A 16788-nucleotide genomic window follows, 5' to 3' on the forward strand; every position below is an offset into this window, starting at 1 on the left:
TGACCCAGCAGAACGCGGCGCTGGCCGAACAGAGCGCCGCCTCCGCCGGCTCGCTTTCGGGCAAGATCGTCCAGCTCAACGACCTCGTCGCCTCCTTCCGCACTGGCCACGAGGCGCCTGCCATGGGTCCTGCGTCCAGGCCCGCGACGGAGCCCGCCCGTCTGCGCCAGCTCGCGGCAGCCGCCTTCGGGCAGGGCAAGGCTCCGGCGCCGCGCGAACCGGCGCCCATGCCCGCCGCTCCGGCCAAGAAAGTGGTCAACAGCCGCTCGGGCGATACGGGCTGGGAGGAGTTCTGATCTCCACCGCTCGGCGCCCTGAATGGGGCGCCTCCGATCCGACGGGCGCAGACGCAAGTCTGCGCCCGTTGCATTTGCGCCGGCCCGCCTTGCCGCCGCAGGCATCGACAGGTCGCGGCCGGCGCGACTATGCAGGATGGGCGTTGCAGCGGGGGTTGGATCCGGCTCCGGCACCGCCTGGCGGGGAGACGAGCATGGGCAGCAATCTCAGGGTCGACGGCACGCGGCTGGTGTCGCGGCTCATGGCGCTGGCAGCGATCGGCGCGACGCCGGAAGGCGGATGCCGCCGCCTCGCCCTGACGGACGAGGACCGGCAGGGCCGCGACTGGCTCGTTGCCGAGATGACGGCGCTCGGCCTCGCGGTGAAGATCGATGCCATCGGCAACATCGTCGGCATCCTCAAGGGCCGGGAAGAGGGGCCGGCGGTCATCCTGGGCTCCCATATCGACACGGTGGGGACGGGCGGCCGCTATGACGGCGCGCTCGGCGTCGTCGCAGGCGTCGAGGTTCTGGCGACGCTGCGCGATGCCGGCCTCGTGCCGAAGCGAGACCTCGCCGTCATCGCCTTTACGAACGAGGAGGGCGCTCGTTTCCATCCCGACATGCTGGGGTCCTATGTCTGGGCAGGTGGCATGAGCGTGGAGGCAGCCCATGCCGAGCAGGATTCCGACGGCGCCGTGCTCGGCACCGAACTCCGGCGTATCGGCTATGAGGGCCCGGAGCGGCCGGGCTTCCTGCCCGCCCATGCCTATCTCGAACTCCATATCGAGCAGGGGCCGGTGCTGGAGAACGAGGGCGGTGGCCTCGGCGCCGTCACCGGCATCCAGGCGATCTGCTGGCTCGAGCTGACGCTGAAGGGCCGGCCGAGCCATGCCGGCACCACCCCGATGGCCTATCGCAAGGATCCCGGCCTCGCCGCCGCGCGTATCAATCTCTACGCCAACGACCTGACCCGCGCGATCCCCGGCCAGCTCGCCAATAGCGGCGTCATCCGCGTCCAGCCGGCCAACGTCAACGTCGTGCCGGAGACCGTGGTGATGACGCTCGACCTGCGCAATCCTGACGACGCCCGGCTCGCCCAGGCCGAGGCCGCCGTGCGGAGCTACTGCGCCGCGCTCGCCGCGCGCGACGGCATCGAGATCGCCTTCCGCGACCTCGCCCGCTTTCCCGCCACGCCCTTCACCGAGTCGCTGATCGCGACCGTGGAGGAGAGCGCTGCGGAGCTCGGTCTGCCGATCCGGCGGATGATCTCCGGCGCCGGGCACGACGCGCAGATGATGTCGCGCATCTGCCCGACGGCGATGGTCTTCATCCCCTCCATCGGCGGGCTCTCGCACAATCCGGCGGAGTTCAGCACGGAATACGACATCGCGGCGGGCGCCAATGTCCTGCTGAACGCGGCCTGGCGCGTCGCCAACGCCTAGGCCACCCGAAACGACGCAGACAGGATCAGCCCCATGACGACCATCGCATCGCTGTCGGCCGCCGAACTCGGCCCGCTCTACGCCAGCCGCGACCTCTCCCCGGTCGAGGTCGCGCGGGACGCGCTCGAGCGCATCGAGCGCTTCGAGCCGCAGATCAACGCCTTCGTCGTGCGCGACGCCGAGGTGGCGCTCGCCATGGCGGAGGCCGCCCAGGCCCGCTGGCTCAAGGGCGAGCCGCTCGGCCCGCTGGACGGGGTGCCCGTCACGATCAAGGACAATATCGGCGTGGCCGGCTGGCCGATGCGCCGCGGCTCGGCCATGGCCTCCGACGCGCCCTTCGCCGAGGATGCTCCCGCCGCCGCGCGGCTGCGCGAGGCCGGCGCCGTCTTCCTCGGCAAGACGACGATGCCGGAATATGGCTGGAAGGGCGTCGGCGACTCGCCGCTCTCCGGCATCACCCGCAATCCCTGGAACATCGCCACCGGCCCCGGCGGCTCCTCGGCGGGTGCGGCCTCCTGCGCCGCCCTCAATCTCGGTTGCATCCATATTGGCACGGACGGCGCCGGCTCGGTGCGGATCCCCGCGGCCTTCACCGGGGTCGTCGGCCTGAAGCCGACCTATGGGCGCGTGCCGGCCTGGCCGGTCTCCACCATGGGCTTCCTCGCCCATCTCGGCCCGCTGACCCGCACGGTCGCGGATACCGCGCTCGCCATGAACGCGATCGGCCGGCCCGATAGCCGCGACATGACGGCGATGATCGACCGCCCGCCCGACTATGTCGACGGGCTGAAGGGCGGGGTGAAGGGGCTGCGCCTCGCCTGGTCGCCGACGCTCGGCCGCGACGTCCCGGTCGATCCCGAGATCGCCGCGCTGACGCGGGCCGCGGCGCTCGCCTTCCGGGATCTGGGCGCGACCGTCGAGGAGGTCGATCCGGGCTTCGAGGACCCGATCGAGACGCTGATGACGATCTGGTCGGCCGGTGCGGCGCTGGCCTTGCGCACGGCCGGCCCCGCAGAGCGCGCGCGGATGGACCCCGGCCTCGTCGCCGTGGCCGAACAGGGCGAGCGCGTGCCGGGCGCGGCCTATGTCGATGCGCTGCTGAACCAGCGCAATACGCTTGCGCACCGGATGGCGCAATTTCATGCACGCTTCGATCTGCTGCTGACGCCGACGCTGCCGCTGCCGGCCTTCGAGGCCGGCGCCAACACGCCGCGCCATGGCGGCTATGGCGAGGACTGGACGCGCTGGACGCCCTTCACCTACCCCTTCAACATCACCCAGGCGCCGGCGATTTCGCTGCCCTGCGGGCTGACGGCGGCGGGGCTTCCGGCCGGGCTCCAGATCGTCGGGCCCTTTGGACGCGACGCGCTGGTTCTGCGCGCCGCCGCGGCCTTCGAGGCGGCACGACCCTTCCCCCGTATCGACGCGCCTGTCGGCGCCGCCTGAGAAGCAGGCGGGCGCGCGAACCCACCCGCGGCGGCGCGATCTCGCGCCGCCGTCGCTGTCTTCAGAAAAATATTCTCTGCCCTCAAAACCGAGCCGGAGGCCCGTTCTCGCCAAAAAGCCCGAGGCGGTTCCGTTTGGCACGATGCGTGCAAGCCGCTCGCCGCCTGCGGAGGGCCGGCCAGACGAGTTGTCACGGCAGAAATTTCTGCCCAAACTCGCGCCAAGGTCACCCGTCGAGAGGTTGCCGTGTCAGGGGAGAGAATGATGGACCGCAGAACATTTCTGAAGACCGCGGCCGGGACGGGCGCGCTCGCCGCAGCAGGCGGCCTCGCCATGCCGGCCCTTGCCCAAGGGGCGGCGGCCTCCAAGACGCTGCGCTTCGTGCCCCAGGCGAACCTTGCGAATTTCGACCCCATCTGGGGCACGCAATATGTCGTGCGCAACGCCGCGCTGCTGGTCTGGGACACGCTCTACGGCATCGACTCGAAGTTCGAGCCCAAGCGCCAGATGGTCGAGAGCGAGACCGTCTCGGCCGACGGTTTGACCTGGACTTTCAAGCTGCGCGAGGGCCTGAAGTTCCACGACGGCGCTCCTGTGACCTCGAAGGACGTCGTCCAGAGCCTGATCCGGTGGTCGGCCCGCGACCCGATGGGCCTGATGATCCGCGCCATCCAGAACGAGCTGGTCCCGGTCGACGACCTGACCTGGAAATGGTCGCTCAAGCAGCCTTATCCGAAGATGCTGCTGGCCCTCGGCAAGAACAACTCGCCCTGCACCTTCATCATGCCGGAACGGATCGCCAAGACCGATCCCTTCACCCAGATCACCGAATACATCGGCTCCGGGCCGATGAAGTTCGTCCGCAACGAATGGGTGCCCGGCGCCAAGGCGGTGTTCGAGAAATTCGCCGACTACAAGCCGCGCTCCGAGAAGCCGGACTGGCTCTCAGGCGGCAAGGTCATGAATTTCGACCGGATCGAGTGGGTCATCATGCCCGATCCGGCGACCGCCGCCGCCGCGCTGCAGAATGGCGAGGTCGACTGGTGGGAGACGCCGCTGGCGGATCTCGTGCCGATTCTCAAGCGCAATGCCAACATCAACGTCGATATCGGCGATCCGCTCGGCAATATCGGCGCGTTCCGCATGAATCACCTGCATCCGCCCTTCAACAATGTGAAGGTGCGCCAGGCGGTGATGACGGCGCTGAACCAGGAAGATTACATGCGCTCGATCGTCGGCGACGACGACAAGCTCTGGAAGCCGATGGCGAGCTTCTTCACCCCCGGCACGCCCCTCTACACCGAGGAGGGCGGCGAGATGATGAAGAAGAAGAGCGTCGCGGAGGCCAAGAAGCTGCTCGCCGAGGCCGGCTACAAGGATGAGCCGGTGATCTGCGTGGTCGCGCAGGATATGACCGCGACCAAGGCGATGGGCGACGTGACGGCCGAGCTTCTGAAGAGCATCGGCATGAAGGTCGACTTCGTCGCCACCGACTGGGGTACGGTCGGTGCCCGCCGCGCGCAGAAGACGGCGCCGGGGCAGGGCGGCTGGAGCATGTTCCACACTTGGCATGCTGGCGCCGACTGCGTGAACCCGGCCTCCTATACGGCCGTGCGCGCCAATGGCGACAAGGCCTGGTTCGGCTGGCCGGACGTCCCCGCGGTGGAAACTGAGGTGACGAACTGGTTCAACGCCAAGGACATGGCGGAGGAGAAGGCCGCCATGGGCCGCCTGAACAAGGCCGCGGTCGAGAACGTCGTCTATTGCCCCACGGGCTTCTATCTCGGCTACCAGGCCTGGCGGAAGAACGTCTCGGGCGTGACCAGCGGGCCGTTTCCGGTCCTCTGGGGCGTCACGAAGGCCTGATCGACGGGGGCGCCCTTCGGCGTCCTCGTGACGAAGCGGCGCGCCGGTGCGCCGCTTCGGCTCCGCCTCGGGGCCTGGCGGTGGGCCAGCCGTGCCGACCGACCTCCCGTGCAACCAAACAAGGACGCGTGAGCCGCAATGCTGGCCTTCATCGTCAGACGCATCATTACGACCATCCCGGTGATGGCCTTCGTGGCGCTGTTCGTCTTTTCTCTTCTTTATGTGGCGCCGGGTGATCCTGCGGCGGTCATTGCCGGCGATCAGGCTTCGCCCGCCGACGTCGAGCGCATCCGCGCCAGCCTCGGCCTCGACAGGCCCTATCTCGTGCGCTTCGCCGAATGGTCGTTCCGGGTGCTGCAGGGAGACCTCGGCACCTCGATCTTCACCTCGCTGCCGGTGACGCAGCTCATTGCCCAGCGTATCGAGCCGACGCTCTCGCTGATGATCCTCACGCTGATCTTCGCGGTGACGATCGCCGTGCCGATGGGCGTGATCGCGGCCTGGAAAGCCGGCACCTGGATCGATCGCGGCGCCATGGCATTCGCGGTATTCGGCTTCTCGGTGCCGGTCTTCGTCGTCGGCTATCTGCTGGCCTATGTCTTCGCCCTGCAGCTCGACTGGGTGCCCGTGCAGGGCTACACGCCGATTTCCGAAGGCTTCGTGCCCTGGTTCAAGAACCTCGTCCTGCCGGCGATGACGCTCGGGCTGGTCTACATCGCCCTGATCGCGCGCATCACCCGCGCCACCATGCTGGAGGTCCTGCAGCAGGACTATGTCCGCACCGCCCAGGCCAAGGGCGTCGGTCAGCGCGAGGTACTCTTCCTGCACGCGCTCAAGAACGCCGCCGTGCCGATCGTCACGATCATCGGCATCGGCATCGCGCTGCTGATCGGTGGCGCCGTCGTCACCGAGAGCGTCTTCGCCATTCCGGGTCTTGGACGCCTCACCGTCGATGCCATCCTGCGGCGTGACTACCCCGTCATCCAGGGCGTCGTGCTGATGTTCAGCCTGGTCTATGTGCTGGTGAACCTGATCATCGACCTGACCTACACGATCGTCGATCCGAGGATACGCTATTGACGATGCCGAGCTCCCTCCCGGCGCCCGCCGCACTGGCCGCTGCGCCCGAACCCGGCGTCGCCCCGGTTCCCGGCCGCTTCGCCCGCTTCCGGCGCTACCTGCGCCGCCACCCGGCCGTCGCCATCGGCGGATCGCTGCTCGTTCTGATGGCGCTGATCGGCCTCTTCGCGCCGCTGCTGTGGACGGTGGACCCGACCGCCATCGCGACGTCCCGGCGCACCCGCGTGCCTTCCGAACTCTACTGGTTCGGCACGGACATGCTGGGCCGCGACATCTACTCCCGCGTCGTCTACGGCGCCCGCGTCTCGCTGGTCGTCGGCTTCAGCGTCGCGATCCTGTCCTCGGTCATCGGACTGGCGATCGGCCTTTTCGCAGGCTTCGTGCGCTGGGCCGACGGCATCGTCATGCGGATCATCGACGGCATGATGTCGATCCCGCCGATCCTGCTCGCCATCGCCCTGATGGCGCTGACCCGCGGCTCGATCCAGAACGTCATCATCGCCATCACCATCGCCGAGATCCCGCGCGTGGCGCGGCTCGTGCGCGGCGTCGTGCTGTCGCTGCGCGAGCAGCCCTATGTCGAGGCGGCGATCGCCAATGGCGCCCGCACGCCCCGCATCATCCTGCGTCACATCCTGCCCAACACCTTCGCGCCGATGAGCGTGCAGGCGACGTATATCTGCGCCAGCGCCATGATCATCGAGGCGATCCTCTCCTTCATCGGCGCCGGCATCCCGCCTGCGACGCCGTCCTGGGGCAACATCATGGCCGAGGGGCGCGCGCTCTGGCAGGTCAAGCCGCACATCATCCTGTTCCCGGCGATCTTCCTCTCGATCACCGTGCTGGCGGTCAACCTGCTGGGCGACGGCCTGCGCGACTCGCTCGATCCGCGTCTCGCCAAGGCGCTCTGAGGGGCGCAGTAGGGGCCCCGGGCCCGATCCTTTGCCCGGGCGTCTGGCGCCCGGGACCAGAACAAGCCGCAGCGGCGGCGCCTGACTGCCGAGCGTGAGCCGATGCCTGATCGTTCCCACCACGAAGCCGCCGCCTCCGCTCCGGCACGGACCCTGGAGGCCTTGGGATGAGCCGCTTCCTCACCATCGCCGCTGCGCAACTCGGCCCGATCCAGCGCGACGAGAGCCGTGCCTCCGCCGTCGCGCGAATGATCGAGCTGATGCGGCAGGCCAAGAGCCATGGCGCCGATCTGGTCGTCTATCCTGAGGCGGCACTCACCGCCTTCTTCCCGCATTGGTGGATCGAGGACGAGGACGAGATCGACAGCCATTTCGAGAGCGCGATGCCCTCCAACGAGACCGCGCCGCTCTTCGAGGAGGCCAAGCGCCTCGGCGTCGGTTTCCATCTCGGCTATTGCGAGCTCGCTTACGAGGCTGGCCGCAAGCGTCGCTTCAATACGGCGATCCTGGTCGACAAATCCGGCGCCATCGTCGGCAAGTACCGCAAGATCCATCTGCCGGGCCATCCGGAGCATCGCCCCGAAGCACCGTTCCAGAATCTCGAGAAGCGCTACTTCGAGACGGGCGATCTCGGCTGGCCGGTCTGGCGCAGCATGGGCGCCAACATCGGCATGATGATCTGCAACGACCGGCGCTGGCCCGAGAGCTACCGCGCCATGGGGCTGCAGGATGTCGAGCTGATCCTGCTGGGCTACAACACCCCCAAGCACAATCCACCGGCCCCCGATCACGACCGGCTCGGCAACTTCCACAACCAGCTCGTCATGCAGGCCGGCGCCTATCAGAACGCCACCTGGGTGGTCGGCGTCGCCAAGGCGGGTGTGGAAGCCGGCGTCGACCAGATCGGCGGCTCCTGCATCATCGCCCCTACCGGGGAGGTCGTGGCGCAGGCGGTGACGGAAGGGGACGAACTGGTCGTCGCCCGCTGCGACATGGATCTCGGCAAGAGCTACAAGGCCTCGACCTTCAACTTCGCCAAGCATCGCGAGCCACAGGCCTATGGCCTCATCGTCGAGCGCAAGGGCGCGGTCGAGCCGGCGTGAGCGCTCGACCCGATGCTCTGTCATGACCGTTCGCCGCTCGGCGGCGCTCTCAACACCGACATTCTGTTCTGAAATCCAAGCAACGGGCGAGGAAGCTCCATGACCCATGATCTCATTCTCAAGGGCGGTCGCGTCATCGACCCCTCGCAGAAGCATGACGGCGTCTGCGACGTCGCCTTCACCGACGGCAAGGTCTCCGGCTTCGGCAAGGACCTGAAGGGCGCCAAGGAAATCCGCGACGTCTCCGGCTACATCGTCACGCCCGGGCTGATCGACCTGCACACCCATGTCTACTGGGGCGGCACGTCGCTCGGTATCGACGCTGACGAATTCTGTCGGGCCTCGGGCGTCACCACCTCGGTCGACACCGGCTCGGCCGGGCCGGGCAACTGGCCGGGCTTCCGCAAGCACGTCATCGAGCGCAGCCAGGCCCGTATCCTCGCCTATCTCCATGTCAGCCACGCCGGCATCTACGGCTTCGACCACCGCGTCATGGTCGGCGAGAGCCGCGACATGGCGATGATGAATCCGATCGACTGCGCCGAGGTCGCCGACAAGAACCGTGACCTGATCGTCGGCATCAAGGTGCGCGTCGGTCTGCACGCCTCGGGCGACCAGGGCACCGCCCCGCTCAACGTCGCGCTGCAGGTCGCCAACGAGGTCGGCATGCCGCTGATGTGCCATATCGACCATCCGCCGCCCTCCTACGAGGAGGTGGTCAACATGCTGCGGCCGGGCGACGTGCTGACCCATGCCTTCCGCCCCTTCCCGAACGCGCCCTGCACGGCGCAGGGCACGGTGAAGCCGGAGGTCGCGGCCGCCCGTAAGCGCGGCGTCATCTTCGATATCGGCCACGGCAAGGGCTCGTTTTCCTTCAAGACGACGCGGGCCATGCTCGCCAACGGCTTCCAGCCCGACGTGATCTCCTCGGACGTCCACAAGCTCTGCATCGATGGCCCGGCCTATGACCAGGTCACGACCATGTCGAAGTTCCTGGTGATGGGGATGAGCCTGAACGATGTCGTTGCGGCCTCCACCGTCAACGCCGCCATGGCGCTGAAGCGGCCCGAATACGGCTCGCTCAAGGTCGGCTCGCTCGGCGATGCGACGATCCTGACGGTGAAGGAGGGCAAGTTCGACTATGCCGACGTCACTGGCGAGCACATGATCGGCGACCGCAGGATCGTCTCCGAGGGCGTCGTGCTCAAGGGCGCCTGGTGGCACCCGAAGCGGACGAACAAGTTCAGGAAGGTCGCGGCGTAAGCGAACGGCTCGTCATGCTCGGGCTCGACCCGAGCATCTCTTGCCTGAGATTCTCGGGTCTGCGCTACGCTCCGCCCGAGAATGACGCTTGTGTCTCATCGCTGACCGACTCGCATGTCCGATACTCTCTGGCGCCCGATGACCGCGACCGACCTGCCGGCCGTGCTGGCGGTCGCGGCCGTGGTGCATCCCGGCTACCCGGAAGACGAGGCCGTTTTCGCCGAGCGGCTGCGGCTCTTTCCGCTGGGCTGCCTCGTGCTCGACGGGCCGGTCGGCCCGATCGGCTATGTCGTTGCCCATCCTTGGCGCCGCGCCGCCCCGCCGGCCCTGAACAGCCTGCTCGGCGCGCTGCCGTCGCAGGCCGGCTGCTTCTACATCCACGATCTCGCGCTCCTGCCGCAGGCCCGCGGCAGCGGGGCAGGGGGCATCGCCGCCGCGAGGCTGGCGGAGATCGCGGCCGACGCCGGCCTCTCCTGCCTCGCACTCGTTGCCATCGACGGCTCGTCCGGCTTCTGGCGGCGGCAGGGCTTTCGCGAGGTGCATGCGCCTGCCCTTGCGGAGAAGCTCGCCAGCTATGACGATGCCGCCCGCTATATGGAGCGTGCGCTCCGACCAGAACATGAAACGACCGCAGAGGGACGAACGACACCATGAGCGCCGAGCAGAAACTGAAGGATCTGGGCCTGGAACTGCCCGCGATGGTGGCGCCGATGGCTAACTACGTGCGCTTCAGGAAGGCCGGCGATCTTGTCTTTCTCTCGGGGCAGGGCCCGCGCAACCCCGACGGCTCGATCCCCAACGGCAAGGTCGGCGGGGAGTTCACGACCGAGCAGGCCTATGACTTCGCCAGGAACACCGGGCTCGGCCTGCTCGCGGCAATGAAGGAGGCGGCCGGCTCGCTCGACAAGGTCGAGGTCATCAAGCTGCTCGGCATGGTCAACGCCGTTCCGGAATATGGCGACCAGCCCAAGGTCATCAATGGCTGCTCGGACCTGCTCGTGGCCGTACTCGGCGAGAACGGGCGCCATGCGCGCTCGGCCGTCGGCATGGGCTCGCTGCCCGGCAACATGCCGGTCGAGATCGAAGCGATCATCCGGGTGCTGCCGTGAGCGCTCTCGCCGAGGACAGGCTGCGTCACGAGACGCTGAAGGACGAGATCGCCCGCATCTACGGCACGCCGGCCGTGGTGATCGATCTCGACAAGGTCGAGGCCAACATCGCGCGCCTTCAGGCCGTCTGCGATGCCAAGGGCGTCGCCAACCGCCCGCATATCAAGACGCATAAGTCGCCCGAACTCGCCCGCCTCCAGATCGAGGCCGGGGCGCGCGGCATCACCTGCCAGAAGCTCGGCGAGGCCGAGGTGATGGCCGATGGCGGCATCGACGATATCCTGATCAGCTACAACATCCTCGGCGAGCAGAAACTCGGCCGGCTCGGCCATCTCCAGCGCCGGGTGCGGATGATCGTCGCCGCCGACAACCCCGTCACCATCGCCGGCCTGCCCCAGGCGGCGGAGATCGCTGGGCGCGACCTCGAGGTCGTGGTCGAATGCGACACCGGCCGCCAGCGCGCCGGCGTCGAGACCCCCGGCGAGGCGGTCGAACTGGCGAAGCTGATCGCGGGCTCGAAGGGGCTGCGCTTCGCCGGCTTCCTGATGTATCCGCCGGAGGATGGCTGGGCGCGTACACAAGTGTTCCTCGACACCGCCAATGCCGGCCTGCGCGAGGCGGGTCTGGAGGCGTCGATCGTCTCCACCGGAGGCTCGCCCAACATTCCCCATATCGGCGAGCTCAAGGGCGCGACCGAGCACCGTGCCGGCACCTCGATCTTCAACGATCGCATGCAGGTCGCGGCCGGGGTGGCGAGTCTGGCGGATTGCGCGCTGACCGTCTACGCCACGGTGGTCAGCCGGGCCGGCCCCGAGCGCGGCATCCTCGATTCCGGCTCCAAGACGCTGACGAGCGATTCCGGCGGGCTCGACGGCCATGGCCACATTCTCGAATATCCGGCGGCGCGCATCGCGAAATTCGCGGAGGAACACGGCTTTCTCGATCTCTCGGCCAGCAATGACCGGCCGGGCGTGGGCGAGATCGTCCGCGTGGTGCCGAACCATGTCTGCGTCGTCGTCAACATGGTCGACCGGCTGGTGACCGTGCGCGGCGACCGCCTGATCGGCGACCTGCCGGTCGCGGCTCGGGGCAAGCTGGTCTGAACGGCCGGGCCGGGGAGGCTCTGGCCTCTCCGACCTGTCCCGCGTTCAGTTCTGGATGATCTTGCTGCCCTTGATCACCGTGTCGGCGCTCGACTTCACGGTGACGCGGCCCGAGGCGGTGGTCGTGATGTCGCGCCCTCGCGTCGTGACCGACCCGTCCTTCTTGAGTTCGATCTGGGCGCTGCCGCTCTTCACCGCCACTTCGTCGGCGGCTGTCACGGTGAGCTTCTTACCGGTCTCGATCGACATCGACTGCGTGCTGGACAGGCTCAGATCGACCGTGGCCTCGACATGGCACTGCCGGCTGTCGATGGCGACCTCCTGACCGCCGGCCAGTCTGATCCGCGTTCCGGCACTGACGCCGATCATGCTCCCGGCCGTCAGAGCGAAGGCGCTCCCGGCCGTCATCGAGATCGCTCCACCGGCAGTGACGCTGATGCCTCCCGGCGCGCTGATCGCCAGCGCGCCGCCGGGCGTGGCCGAGATCATCGCCGTCAGGGCCGCGATATGGCTTTCCAGTTTCGCGATCCGGCGTTCCAGAGCGTCGCTGTCGCTGGCCATGGCGGCGTCCTCGCTTTCGTCCGACCATGCGGACGTTGGGGAAGCTTAGCGCTTTACCCAGCCGGACAGAAGTTCCTTCCGGAACAGCTATTCGGGATGGCGCGCGTTCCAGGCGGCCGCGTACTCGTTGCACAGGCGGTCGAGCTCGTTGCGGTCGGTCACGCCGGCCGGGCGCGAGCGCGAGGGCGACGCCTGCTGGAAGGGGACGTAGCGCTGATGCGCGACGCGCCAGAGCCGGCGCAGCTCGGCCAGCGGATCGACATGGTCGTCGATGCGGATGTCGAAGCTCGGCACCGGCTCGCCCGACCAGATCCGGATCGCCGCCGATTGCCGGCCGCGCTTGTCGCCGCCCGCCTTCTCGCCAGCTTCGAGCGCAACCAGCAGCCGCTCGTCGAAGTCGAGCGCCGAGGCGGCGATGTAAGCCTTCAGCGTCTGCTGGATCACCTCCGGCCCGCTCAGCATGTTGCCGGCGACGGAGACCTGCGGCCCGTCGACGGCGCCACACCAGTCGATGCAGGAGGCGCCGGTGAAGGCGGCGATCTTGCCCTCGCGGTCGATGACATGCAGCTGGCGATGGGCGCGGCCCTCATCGGCCGCGGTCAGCGTCGCGATGATCTCGACCGCCGAGCGCCCCTCCTGGAGCAGGCGCATCCCGTCGACACCGTAGAGCGGGTTGACGAAGGCCTGCGTCGCGATGGCGCCGATGCGGCCGCCGCCATAGGGCACGCGCGAGCCGACCGCAAAGGCGCAGGTCGAGACGGCGACGCCATAGGCACCGGTGGCGGCGTCGCGGGCGACGATGGACCAGGTCATGCGGGTTTCCTCACCGGCCGGCCGCGTAGGCCTGCATCAGACGCGGCGTCGCGGCCGCGCGCAAGAGACCGTCGGTGCTCTTTTCGGCAGCGGTGAGGCGGCCGATCGTCCAGGCCGGCGCCCGCTCCAGCTTGTGGCCGCGGCGGGTGAGATCAGCCAGCACGCTTTCGCCGATGCTCTCCTCCACAGCCAGATGGCCGAGCTTGGCCTCGCGCGGATAGAAGGTCGAGGGGAAGTGCTGGGTGTGGAACAGCGGCAGGTCGATCGCCTCCTGCAGATTGAGGCCGTGATGCACGCGGCGCAGGAACAGGCCGAGCTGCCACTGCTCCTGCTGGTCGCCGCCCGGCGTGCCGAAGACGAGGCGCGGCTCGCCATTCTCGAAGGCGAGCGACGGCGTCAGCGTCGTGCGCGGCCGCTTGAACGGCGCCAGCGCCGAGGGCAGCCCCTCGTCGAGGAAGAAGGCCTGGGCGCGTGCGTTGAGCGGGAAGCCGAGCGCCGGGATCACCGGCGAGGACTGGAACCAGCCGCCCGAAGGGGTGGCGGCGATCATGTTGCCCCATTTGTCGATGACGTCGATATGGACCGTGTCGCCGCGCCGCCCGGCCGCCACCATCGCCGCCGTCGTGGGTTCGCCGACGGTCGCGTCGCTCTTGCCGGCCTGTCCGGCATAGCGCACGCCGGCCAGCGCCTGCGCGACCTGCGCCTCGAAGCCGGGGATCATGCCCGGCCGCAACTCCTGCGAGGCCGTGTCCGTGATCAGGTTGCGGCGGCCGCGGGCATAGTCCTCCGAGAGCAGCGTCGCCAGCGGCACCTTCACGAAATCGGGGTCGCCGTAATAGGCCTCGCGGTCGGCGAAGGCGAGTTTCATCGCCTCGGCGACATGGTGGATGAAGGCGGCGCTGTCGGGGCCCATCCCGGCGATGTCGATGCCCTCGAGGATCTTCAGCGTCTGCAGGAAGACGGGACCCTGGCCCCAGGGGCCGATCTTGAAGACCTCCCAGCCGTGATAGGTCACGCTGGCAGGCGCTTCGTAGGTCGGCTGCCAGCGCGCCATGTCGTCGGCGGTGAGCAGACCCTTGTGGCGGCGTCCGGAGGAATCGATCGCCTCCGTCGTCCGGCAGAAGGAGTCGATCGCCTCGGCGACGAAGCCCTTGTACCAGGCGTCATAGGCCGCCTGGATCTGCTTCTCGCGGCTGCCGCCCGCAGCCTCCGCCTCGCTCAGGATACGCTTATAGGTCTCGGCCGCGGCGGTGTTGCGGAACAGAGCCTTGGCCTGCGGCACCTGCCCGCCGGGCAGATAGACCTCGCCCGAGGTCGGCCACTCGTTCGTGAACAGGTCGGTCAGCCCGGCGATGGTGTCCGAGACGCGCGGCAGCATCGGATGGCCGTTCTCGAAATAGCTGATCGCGGGCTCCAGCACCTCGCGCAGCGGCAGCAGGCCATGGTCGCGCAGCAGCGTCATCCAGCCGCCGAAGGCGCCGGGCACGACGGCGGCGAGCAGGCCCGAACCCGGCACGAGATCGAGCCCCAGCGCCTTGAAGGCTTCGATGGTCGCGGCCTCCGGCGCCGTGCCCTGGCCGCAGATCACCTCGACCTTCTTCGTCTTGGCCGAATAGAACACCGCCGGCATCTCGCCGGCGGGGCCGACCAGATGCGGCTCGACGACTTGCAGCACGAAGGCGGCCGCCGCGCAGGCGTCGAAGGCGTTGCCGCCCTTCTCCAGCATCGCCATGCCGGTCGCCGTCGCGAGCCAATGCGTCGAGGTGCAGACACCGAAGGTGCCGAGGATTTCAGGCCGGGTCGTGAACATGCGGGGGATCCAGTGCAGGCGAAATCGGTGCGAAACGGGCGGGCGGGAGCTTAGGGCGAAATGGCGAGCCCGGCTGCGCCGTGCCGGGTATGAGGGGCGCGCGGTGCAAGCAACTCATCCCTCCTTCGGGTCGAGCACGTCGCGCAGGCCGTCGCCGAGCAGGTTGAAGCCGAGCACGGCGAGGAAGATGCAGACGCCCGGCGCCACCGACATCCAAGGCGCCTGCTCCATGAAGTTCTTGGCGACGTTCAGCATCTGGCCCCAGGACGGGGCAGGGGGCTGCTGGCCGAGCCCGAGGAAGGAGAGCGCCGCCTCGAGGATGATCGCCTGCGCCATGAACAGCGTCGACTGCACCACGATCGGCGAGAGGATGTTTGGCAGGATGTGGCGCAGCACGATGCGCAGGTCGCGGGCACCGACCGCCCTCGCGCCCTCGACGAAGTCCTCCGCCTTGACGCTCAGCACCTGCGCCCGCACCAGCCGCACGAAGACCGGCACGGCCGAGAGGCCGATCGCGATCATCGCATTGGTCAGCGAGGGGCCGAGCACGGCGGCGAAGGCGATCGCCAGGATCAGGAAGGGGCAGGCCAGCATCGCCTCGGTGACGCGCGAGATCGCGGCGTCGATCCAGCCGCCATACCAGCCGGCCAGCAGCCCGAAGGGGATGCCGATGGCGAGCGCGATCACGACCGAGACGATGCCCGCGAGCAGCGAGGCCTGCGCGCCGAAGAACAGCCGCGCGACCTGGTCGCGTCCGAGTTCGTCTGTCCCGAACCAGTAGAGTTCGGAGGGCGGCTTGCGGATGGCGAGGAAGTTCGATTTCAGCGGATCGGCCAGCGGCAGCAGCGGCGCCAGCACGGCCATCAGCACGAAGACGAGCACGATCGCCCCGCCGATCAGCGCCGAGCGGTTGCGGGCGAGCCGCGCCAGCACGCCGGGCCGTGGGCGCAAGGCGAGTTCGGGAGGCGTGGCGAGCGTGCCGGTGGCAGCGGTCGTCATCACTGCGCCCTCAGCCGCGGGTTGACCAGGATGTAGAGCACGTCCGCCAAGAGGTTCATCAGGATGAAGCCGATTGCCGTGCACAGCACCACGCCCTGTACGACGCCATAGTCGCGGTTGAACACCGCATCGATGATGAGCTTGCCGAAGCCGGGGATGGTGAAGACCTGTTCGGTCAGCACCGCGCCGGCCAGCAATTCACCGAACAGGATCGTCGTCAGCGTGATGATCGGCACCAGCGCATTGCGCAGCGCGTGACGGTGGACGACCGCGTCCTCGTCCAGCCCCTTTGCGCGGGCGGTGCGGACATAGTCGGAGCGCAGCACCTCGAGCATGGCCGAGCGGGTGTGGCGCATCAGGAAGGCTGCGAGGCCGGAGCCGAGCACGAAGGCCGGCATGATCAGGCGCTCGATGGCCCCCCAGGGACTCTTGAAGAACGGTTCATAGCCGGAGGCCGGCAGCCACTGCAGCTCGACCGACACGACCAGGATCAGCATGATGCCCAGCCAGAAATTCGGGATCGACAAGCCCGACAGCGCGAGCGCGCTGGTCGAGTAGTCCACCACCGTGTCCTTGCGCCGCGCCGCCAGCACGCCGGCGGGAATGCCGATGGCGATGGCGACGAGGATCGAGGCGATGGCGAGCTGCAGCGTCACCGGCAGCTTCTGCAGGATCAGCCCGAGCACGGGCTCGCCGGTGCGCAGCGACCGGCCGAAATCGCCCTGCATCACCTGGCCGAGCCAGGCGAAGAACTGCACCACGACGGGATCGTCCATGCGGTAGATCGCGCGCAAGCGTGCGATCACCTCCGGATCGCGCTCCTCGCCCGCAATCACGAGGAACGGATCGCCCGGCAGCGCACGCTGCAGGGCGAACACGAACAGCGACACCAGGAACAGCGTCGGTATCGCGATCAGAACGCGGCGGCCGATCAGCGCGAGCATGGGCGCCTCCCTCCCCCCGCTTGCGGTGGGGAGGGCCGGGGTGGGGGGCAGTGCCGCTCG

15 protein-coding genes and 1 pseudogene are annotated in these 16788 nt (G+C 68.5%); 11 read left to right on the forward strand and 5 right to left on the reverse strand.

Features of this window, described 5'->3' with window-relative positions; genetic code table 11:
- The 11 genes and pseudogenes from AX750_RS26560 to AX750_RS14635 all read left to right on the forward strand — a co-directional run.
- Positions 1–296 (forward strand): annotated as a pseudogene (locus AX750_RS26560) (hypothetical protein); the annotation flags it as partial.
- Between the two features lie 194 nt (positions 297–490).
- Entirely contained in the window at positions 491–1720 is a 1230-nt protein-coding gene (locus AX750_RS14590; protein ID WP_066725359.1) for a Zn-dependent hydrolase, read from the forward strand.
- Positions 1721–1753: 33 nt separating this feature from the next.
- The gene (locus tag AX750_RS14595; RefSeq protein WP_066725361.1) at positions 1754–3166 is read left to right on the forward strand and encodes an amidase; all 1413 of its coding nucleotides are present in this window, start codon (positions 1754–1756) and stop codon (positions 3164–3166) included.
- A 264-nt stretch (positions 3167–3430) separates the two neighbouring features.
- Positions 3431–5032, forward strand: a complete 1602-nt coding sequence (locus tag AX750_RS14600) for an ABC transporter substrate-binding protein (RefSeq protein WP_066725363.1) — start codon at positions 3431–3433, stop codon at positions 5030–5032.
- 138 nt (positions 5033–5170) lie between these two features.
- The gene (locus AX750_RS14605) at positions 5171–6112 is read left to right on the forward strand and encodes an ABC transporter permease (RefSeq protein ID WP_066725364.1); all 942 of its coding nucleotides are present in this window, start codon (positions 5171–5173) and stop codon (positions 6110–6112) included.
- 2 nt (positions 6113–6114) lie between these two features.
- Positions 6115–7023, forward strand: coding sequence for an ABC transporter permease (locus tag AX750_RS14610; RefSeq protein WP_082732735.1), 909 nt, complete (start codon positions 6115–6117; stop codon positions 7021–7023).
- Between the two features lie 167 nt (positions 7024–7190).
- Positions 7191–8126, forward strand: a complete 936-nt coding sequence (locus AX750_RS14615) for an N-carbamoyl-D-amino-acid hydrolase (protein WP_066725368.1) — start codon at positions 7191–7193, stop codon at positions 8124–8126.
- Positions 8127–8225: 99 nt separating this feature from the next.
- Positions 8226–9389, forward strand: coding sequence for an amidohydrolase/deacetylase family metallohydrolase (locus AX750_RS14620; protein WP_066725371.1), 1164 nt, complete (start codon positions 8226–8228; stop codon positions 9387–9389).
- A 114-nt stretch (positions 9390–9503) separates the two neighbouring features.
- Complete coding sequence (locus AX750_RS14625) at positions 9504–10043, forward strand: GNAT family N-acetyltransferase (protein ID WP_066725374.1); 540 nt, start codon at positions 9504–9506, stop codon at positions 10041–10043.
- On the forward strand, positions 10040–10498 hold the full coding sequence (locus tag AX750_RS14630) for a RidA family protein (RefSeq protein WP_066725377.1): 459 nt from the start codon (positions 10040–10042) through the stop codon (positions 10496–10498). Before AX750_RS14625 ends, AX750_RS14630 begins: the two co-directional genes overlap by 4 nt.
- On the forward strand, positions 10495–11601 hold the full coding sequence (locus tag AX750_RS14635; RefSeq protein ID WP_245282402.1) for an alanine racemase: 1107 nt from the start codon (positions 10495–10497) through the stop codon (positions 11599–11601). The genes AX750_RS14630 and AX750_RS14635 overlap by 4 nt, the downstream gene beginning before the upstream one ends.
- Before the next feature lie 45 nt (positions 11602–11646).
- On the opposite strand, the gene AX750_RS14640 is transcribed toward AX750_RS14635, so the two are convergent.
- The 5 genes from AX750_RS14640 to AX750_RS14660 form a co-directional block, all read right to left on the reverse strand.
- A complete protein-coding gene (locus AX750_RS14640; RefSeq protein ID WP_066725380.1) occupies positions 11647–12162 on the reverse strand; it encodes a DUF2345 domain-containing protein in 516 nt (171 codons plus the stop codon).
- Positions 12163–12249: 87 nt separating this feature from the next.
- Positions 12250–12975: a DUF1028 domain-containing protein gene (locus AX750_RS14645; RefSeq protein ID WP_066725383.1), complete on the reverse strand. Its 726-nt coding sequence runs from the start codon at positions 12973–12975 to the stop codon at positions 12250–12252.
- A 10-nt stretch (positions 12976–12985) separates the two neighbouring features.
- A complete protein-coding gene (locus AX750_RS14650; RefSeq protein ID WP_066725385.1) occupies positions 12986–14785 on the reverse strand; it encodes a gamma-glutamyltransferase family protein in 1800 nt (599 codons plus the stop codon).
- 114 nt (positions 14786–14899) lie between these two features.
- Complete coding sequence (locus AX750_RS14655) at positions 14900–15784, reverse strand: ABC transporter permease (RefSeq protein ID WP_066725387.1); 885 nt, start codon at positions 15782–15784, stop codon at positions 14900–14902.
- Positions 15784–16728: an ABC transporter permease gene (locus tag AX750_RS14660; protein ID WP_066725390.1), complete on the reverse strand. Its 945-nt coding sequence runs from the start codon at positions 16726–16728 to the stop codon at positions 15784–15786. Before AX750_RS14660 ends, AX750_RS14655 begins: the two co-directional genes overlap by 1 nt.
- Between the last annotated feature and the right edge of the window lie 60 nt (positions 16729–16788).

The sequence above is a fragment of the Methylobacterium sp. CCH7-A2 genome, assembly GCF_001557075.1.
Lineage (GTDB): Bacteria > Pseudomonadota > Alphaproteobacteria > Rhizobiales > Beijerinckiaceae > Allobosea > Allobosea massiliensis.

Bases quoted from the DNA above. Each gene is read 5' to 3' on its own strand.
- AX750_RS14630 (WP_066725377.1), top strand. From the start codon at position 10,040: ATGAGCGCCGAGCAGAAACTGAAGGATCTGGGCCTGGAACTGCCCGCG.
- AX750_RS14655 (WP_066725387.1), bottom strand. From the start codon at position 15,784: ATGACGACCGCTGCCACCGGCACGCTCGCCACGCCTCCCGAACTCGCC.
- AX750_RS14650 (WP_066725385.1), bottom strand. From the start codon at position 14,785: ATGTTCACGACCCGGCCTGAAATCCTCGGCACCTTCGGTGTCTGCACC.
- AX750_RS14615 (WP_066725368.1), top strand. From the start codon at position 7,191: ATGAGCCGCTTCCTCACCATCGCCGCTGCGCAACTCGGCCCGATCCAG.
- AX750_RS14625 (WP_066725374.1), top strand. From the start codon at position 9,504: ATGTCCGATACTCTCTGGCGCCCGATGACCGCGACCGACCTGCCGGCC.
- AX750_RS14595 (WP_066725361.1), top strand. From the start codon at position 1,754: ATGACGACCATCGCATCGCTGTCGGCCGCCGAACTCGGCCCGCTCTAC.
- AX750_RS14605 (WP_066725364.1), top strand. From the start codon at position 5,171: ATGCTGGCCTTCATCGTCAGACGCATCATTACGACCATCCCGGTGATG.
- AX750_RS14610 (WP_082732735.1), top strand. From the start codon at position 6,115: ATGCCGAGCTCCCTCCCGGCGCCCGCCGCACTGGCCGCTGCGCCCGAA.
- AX750_RS14620 (WP_066725371.1), top strand. From the start codon at position 8,226: ATGACCCATGATCTCATTCTCAAGGGCGGTCGCGTCATCGACCCCTCG.
- AX750_RS14660 (WP_066725390.1), bottom strand. From the start codon at position 16,728: ATGCTCGCGCTGATCGGCCGCCGCGTTCTGATCGCGATACCGACGCTG.
- AX750_RS14640 (WP_066725380.1), bottom strand. From the start codon at position 12,162: ATGGCCAGCGACAGCGACGCTCTGGAACGCCGGATCGCGAAACTGGAA.
- AX750_RS14590 (WP_066725359.1), top strand. From the start codon at position 491: ATGGGCAGCAATCTCAGGGTCGACGGCACGCGGCTGGTGTCGCGGCTC.
- AX750_RS14600 (WP_066725363.1), top strand. From the start codon at position 3,431: ATGGACCGCAGAACATTTCTGAAGACCGCGGCCGGGACGGGCGCGCTC.
- AX750_RS14645 (WP_066725383.1), bottom strand. From the start codon at position 12,975: ATGACCTGGTCCATCGTCGCCCGCGACGCCGCCACCGGTGCCTATGGC.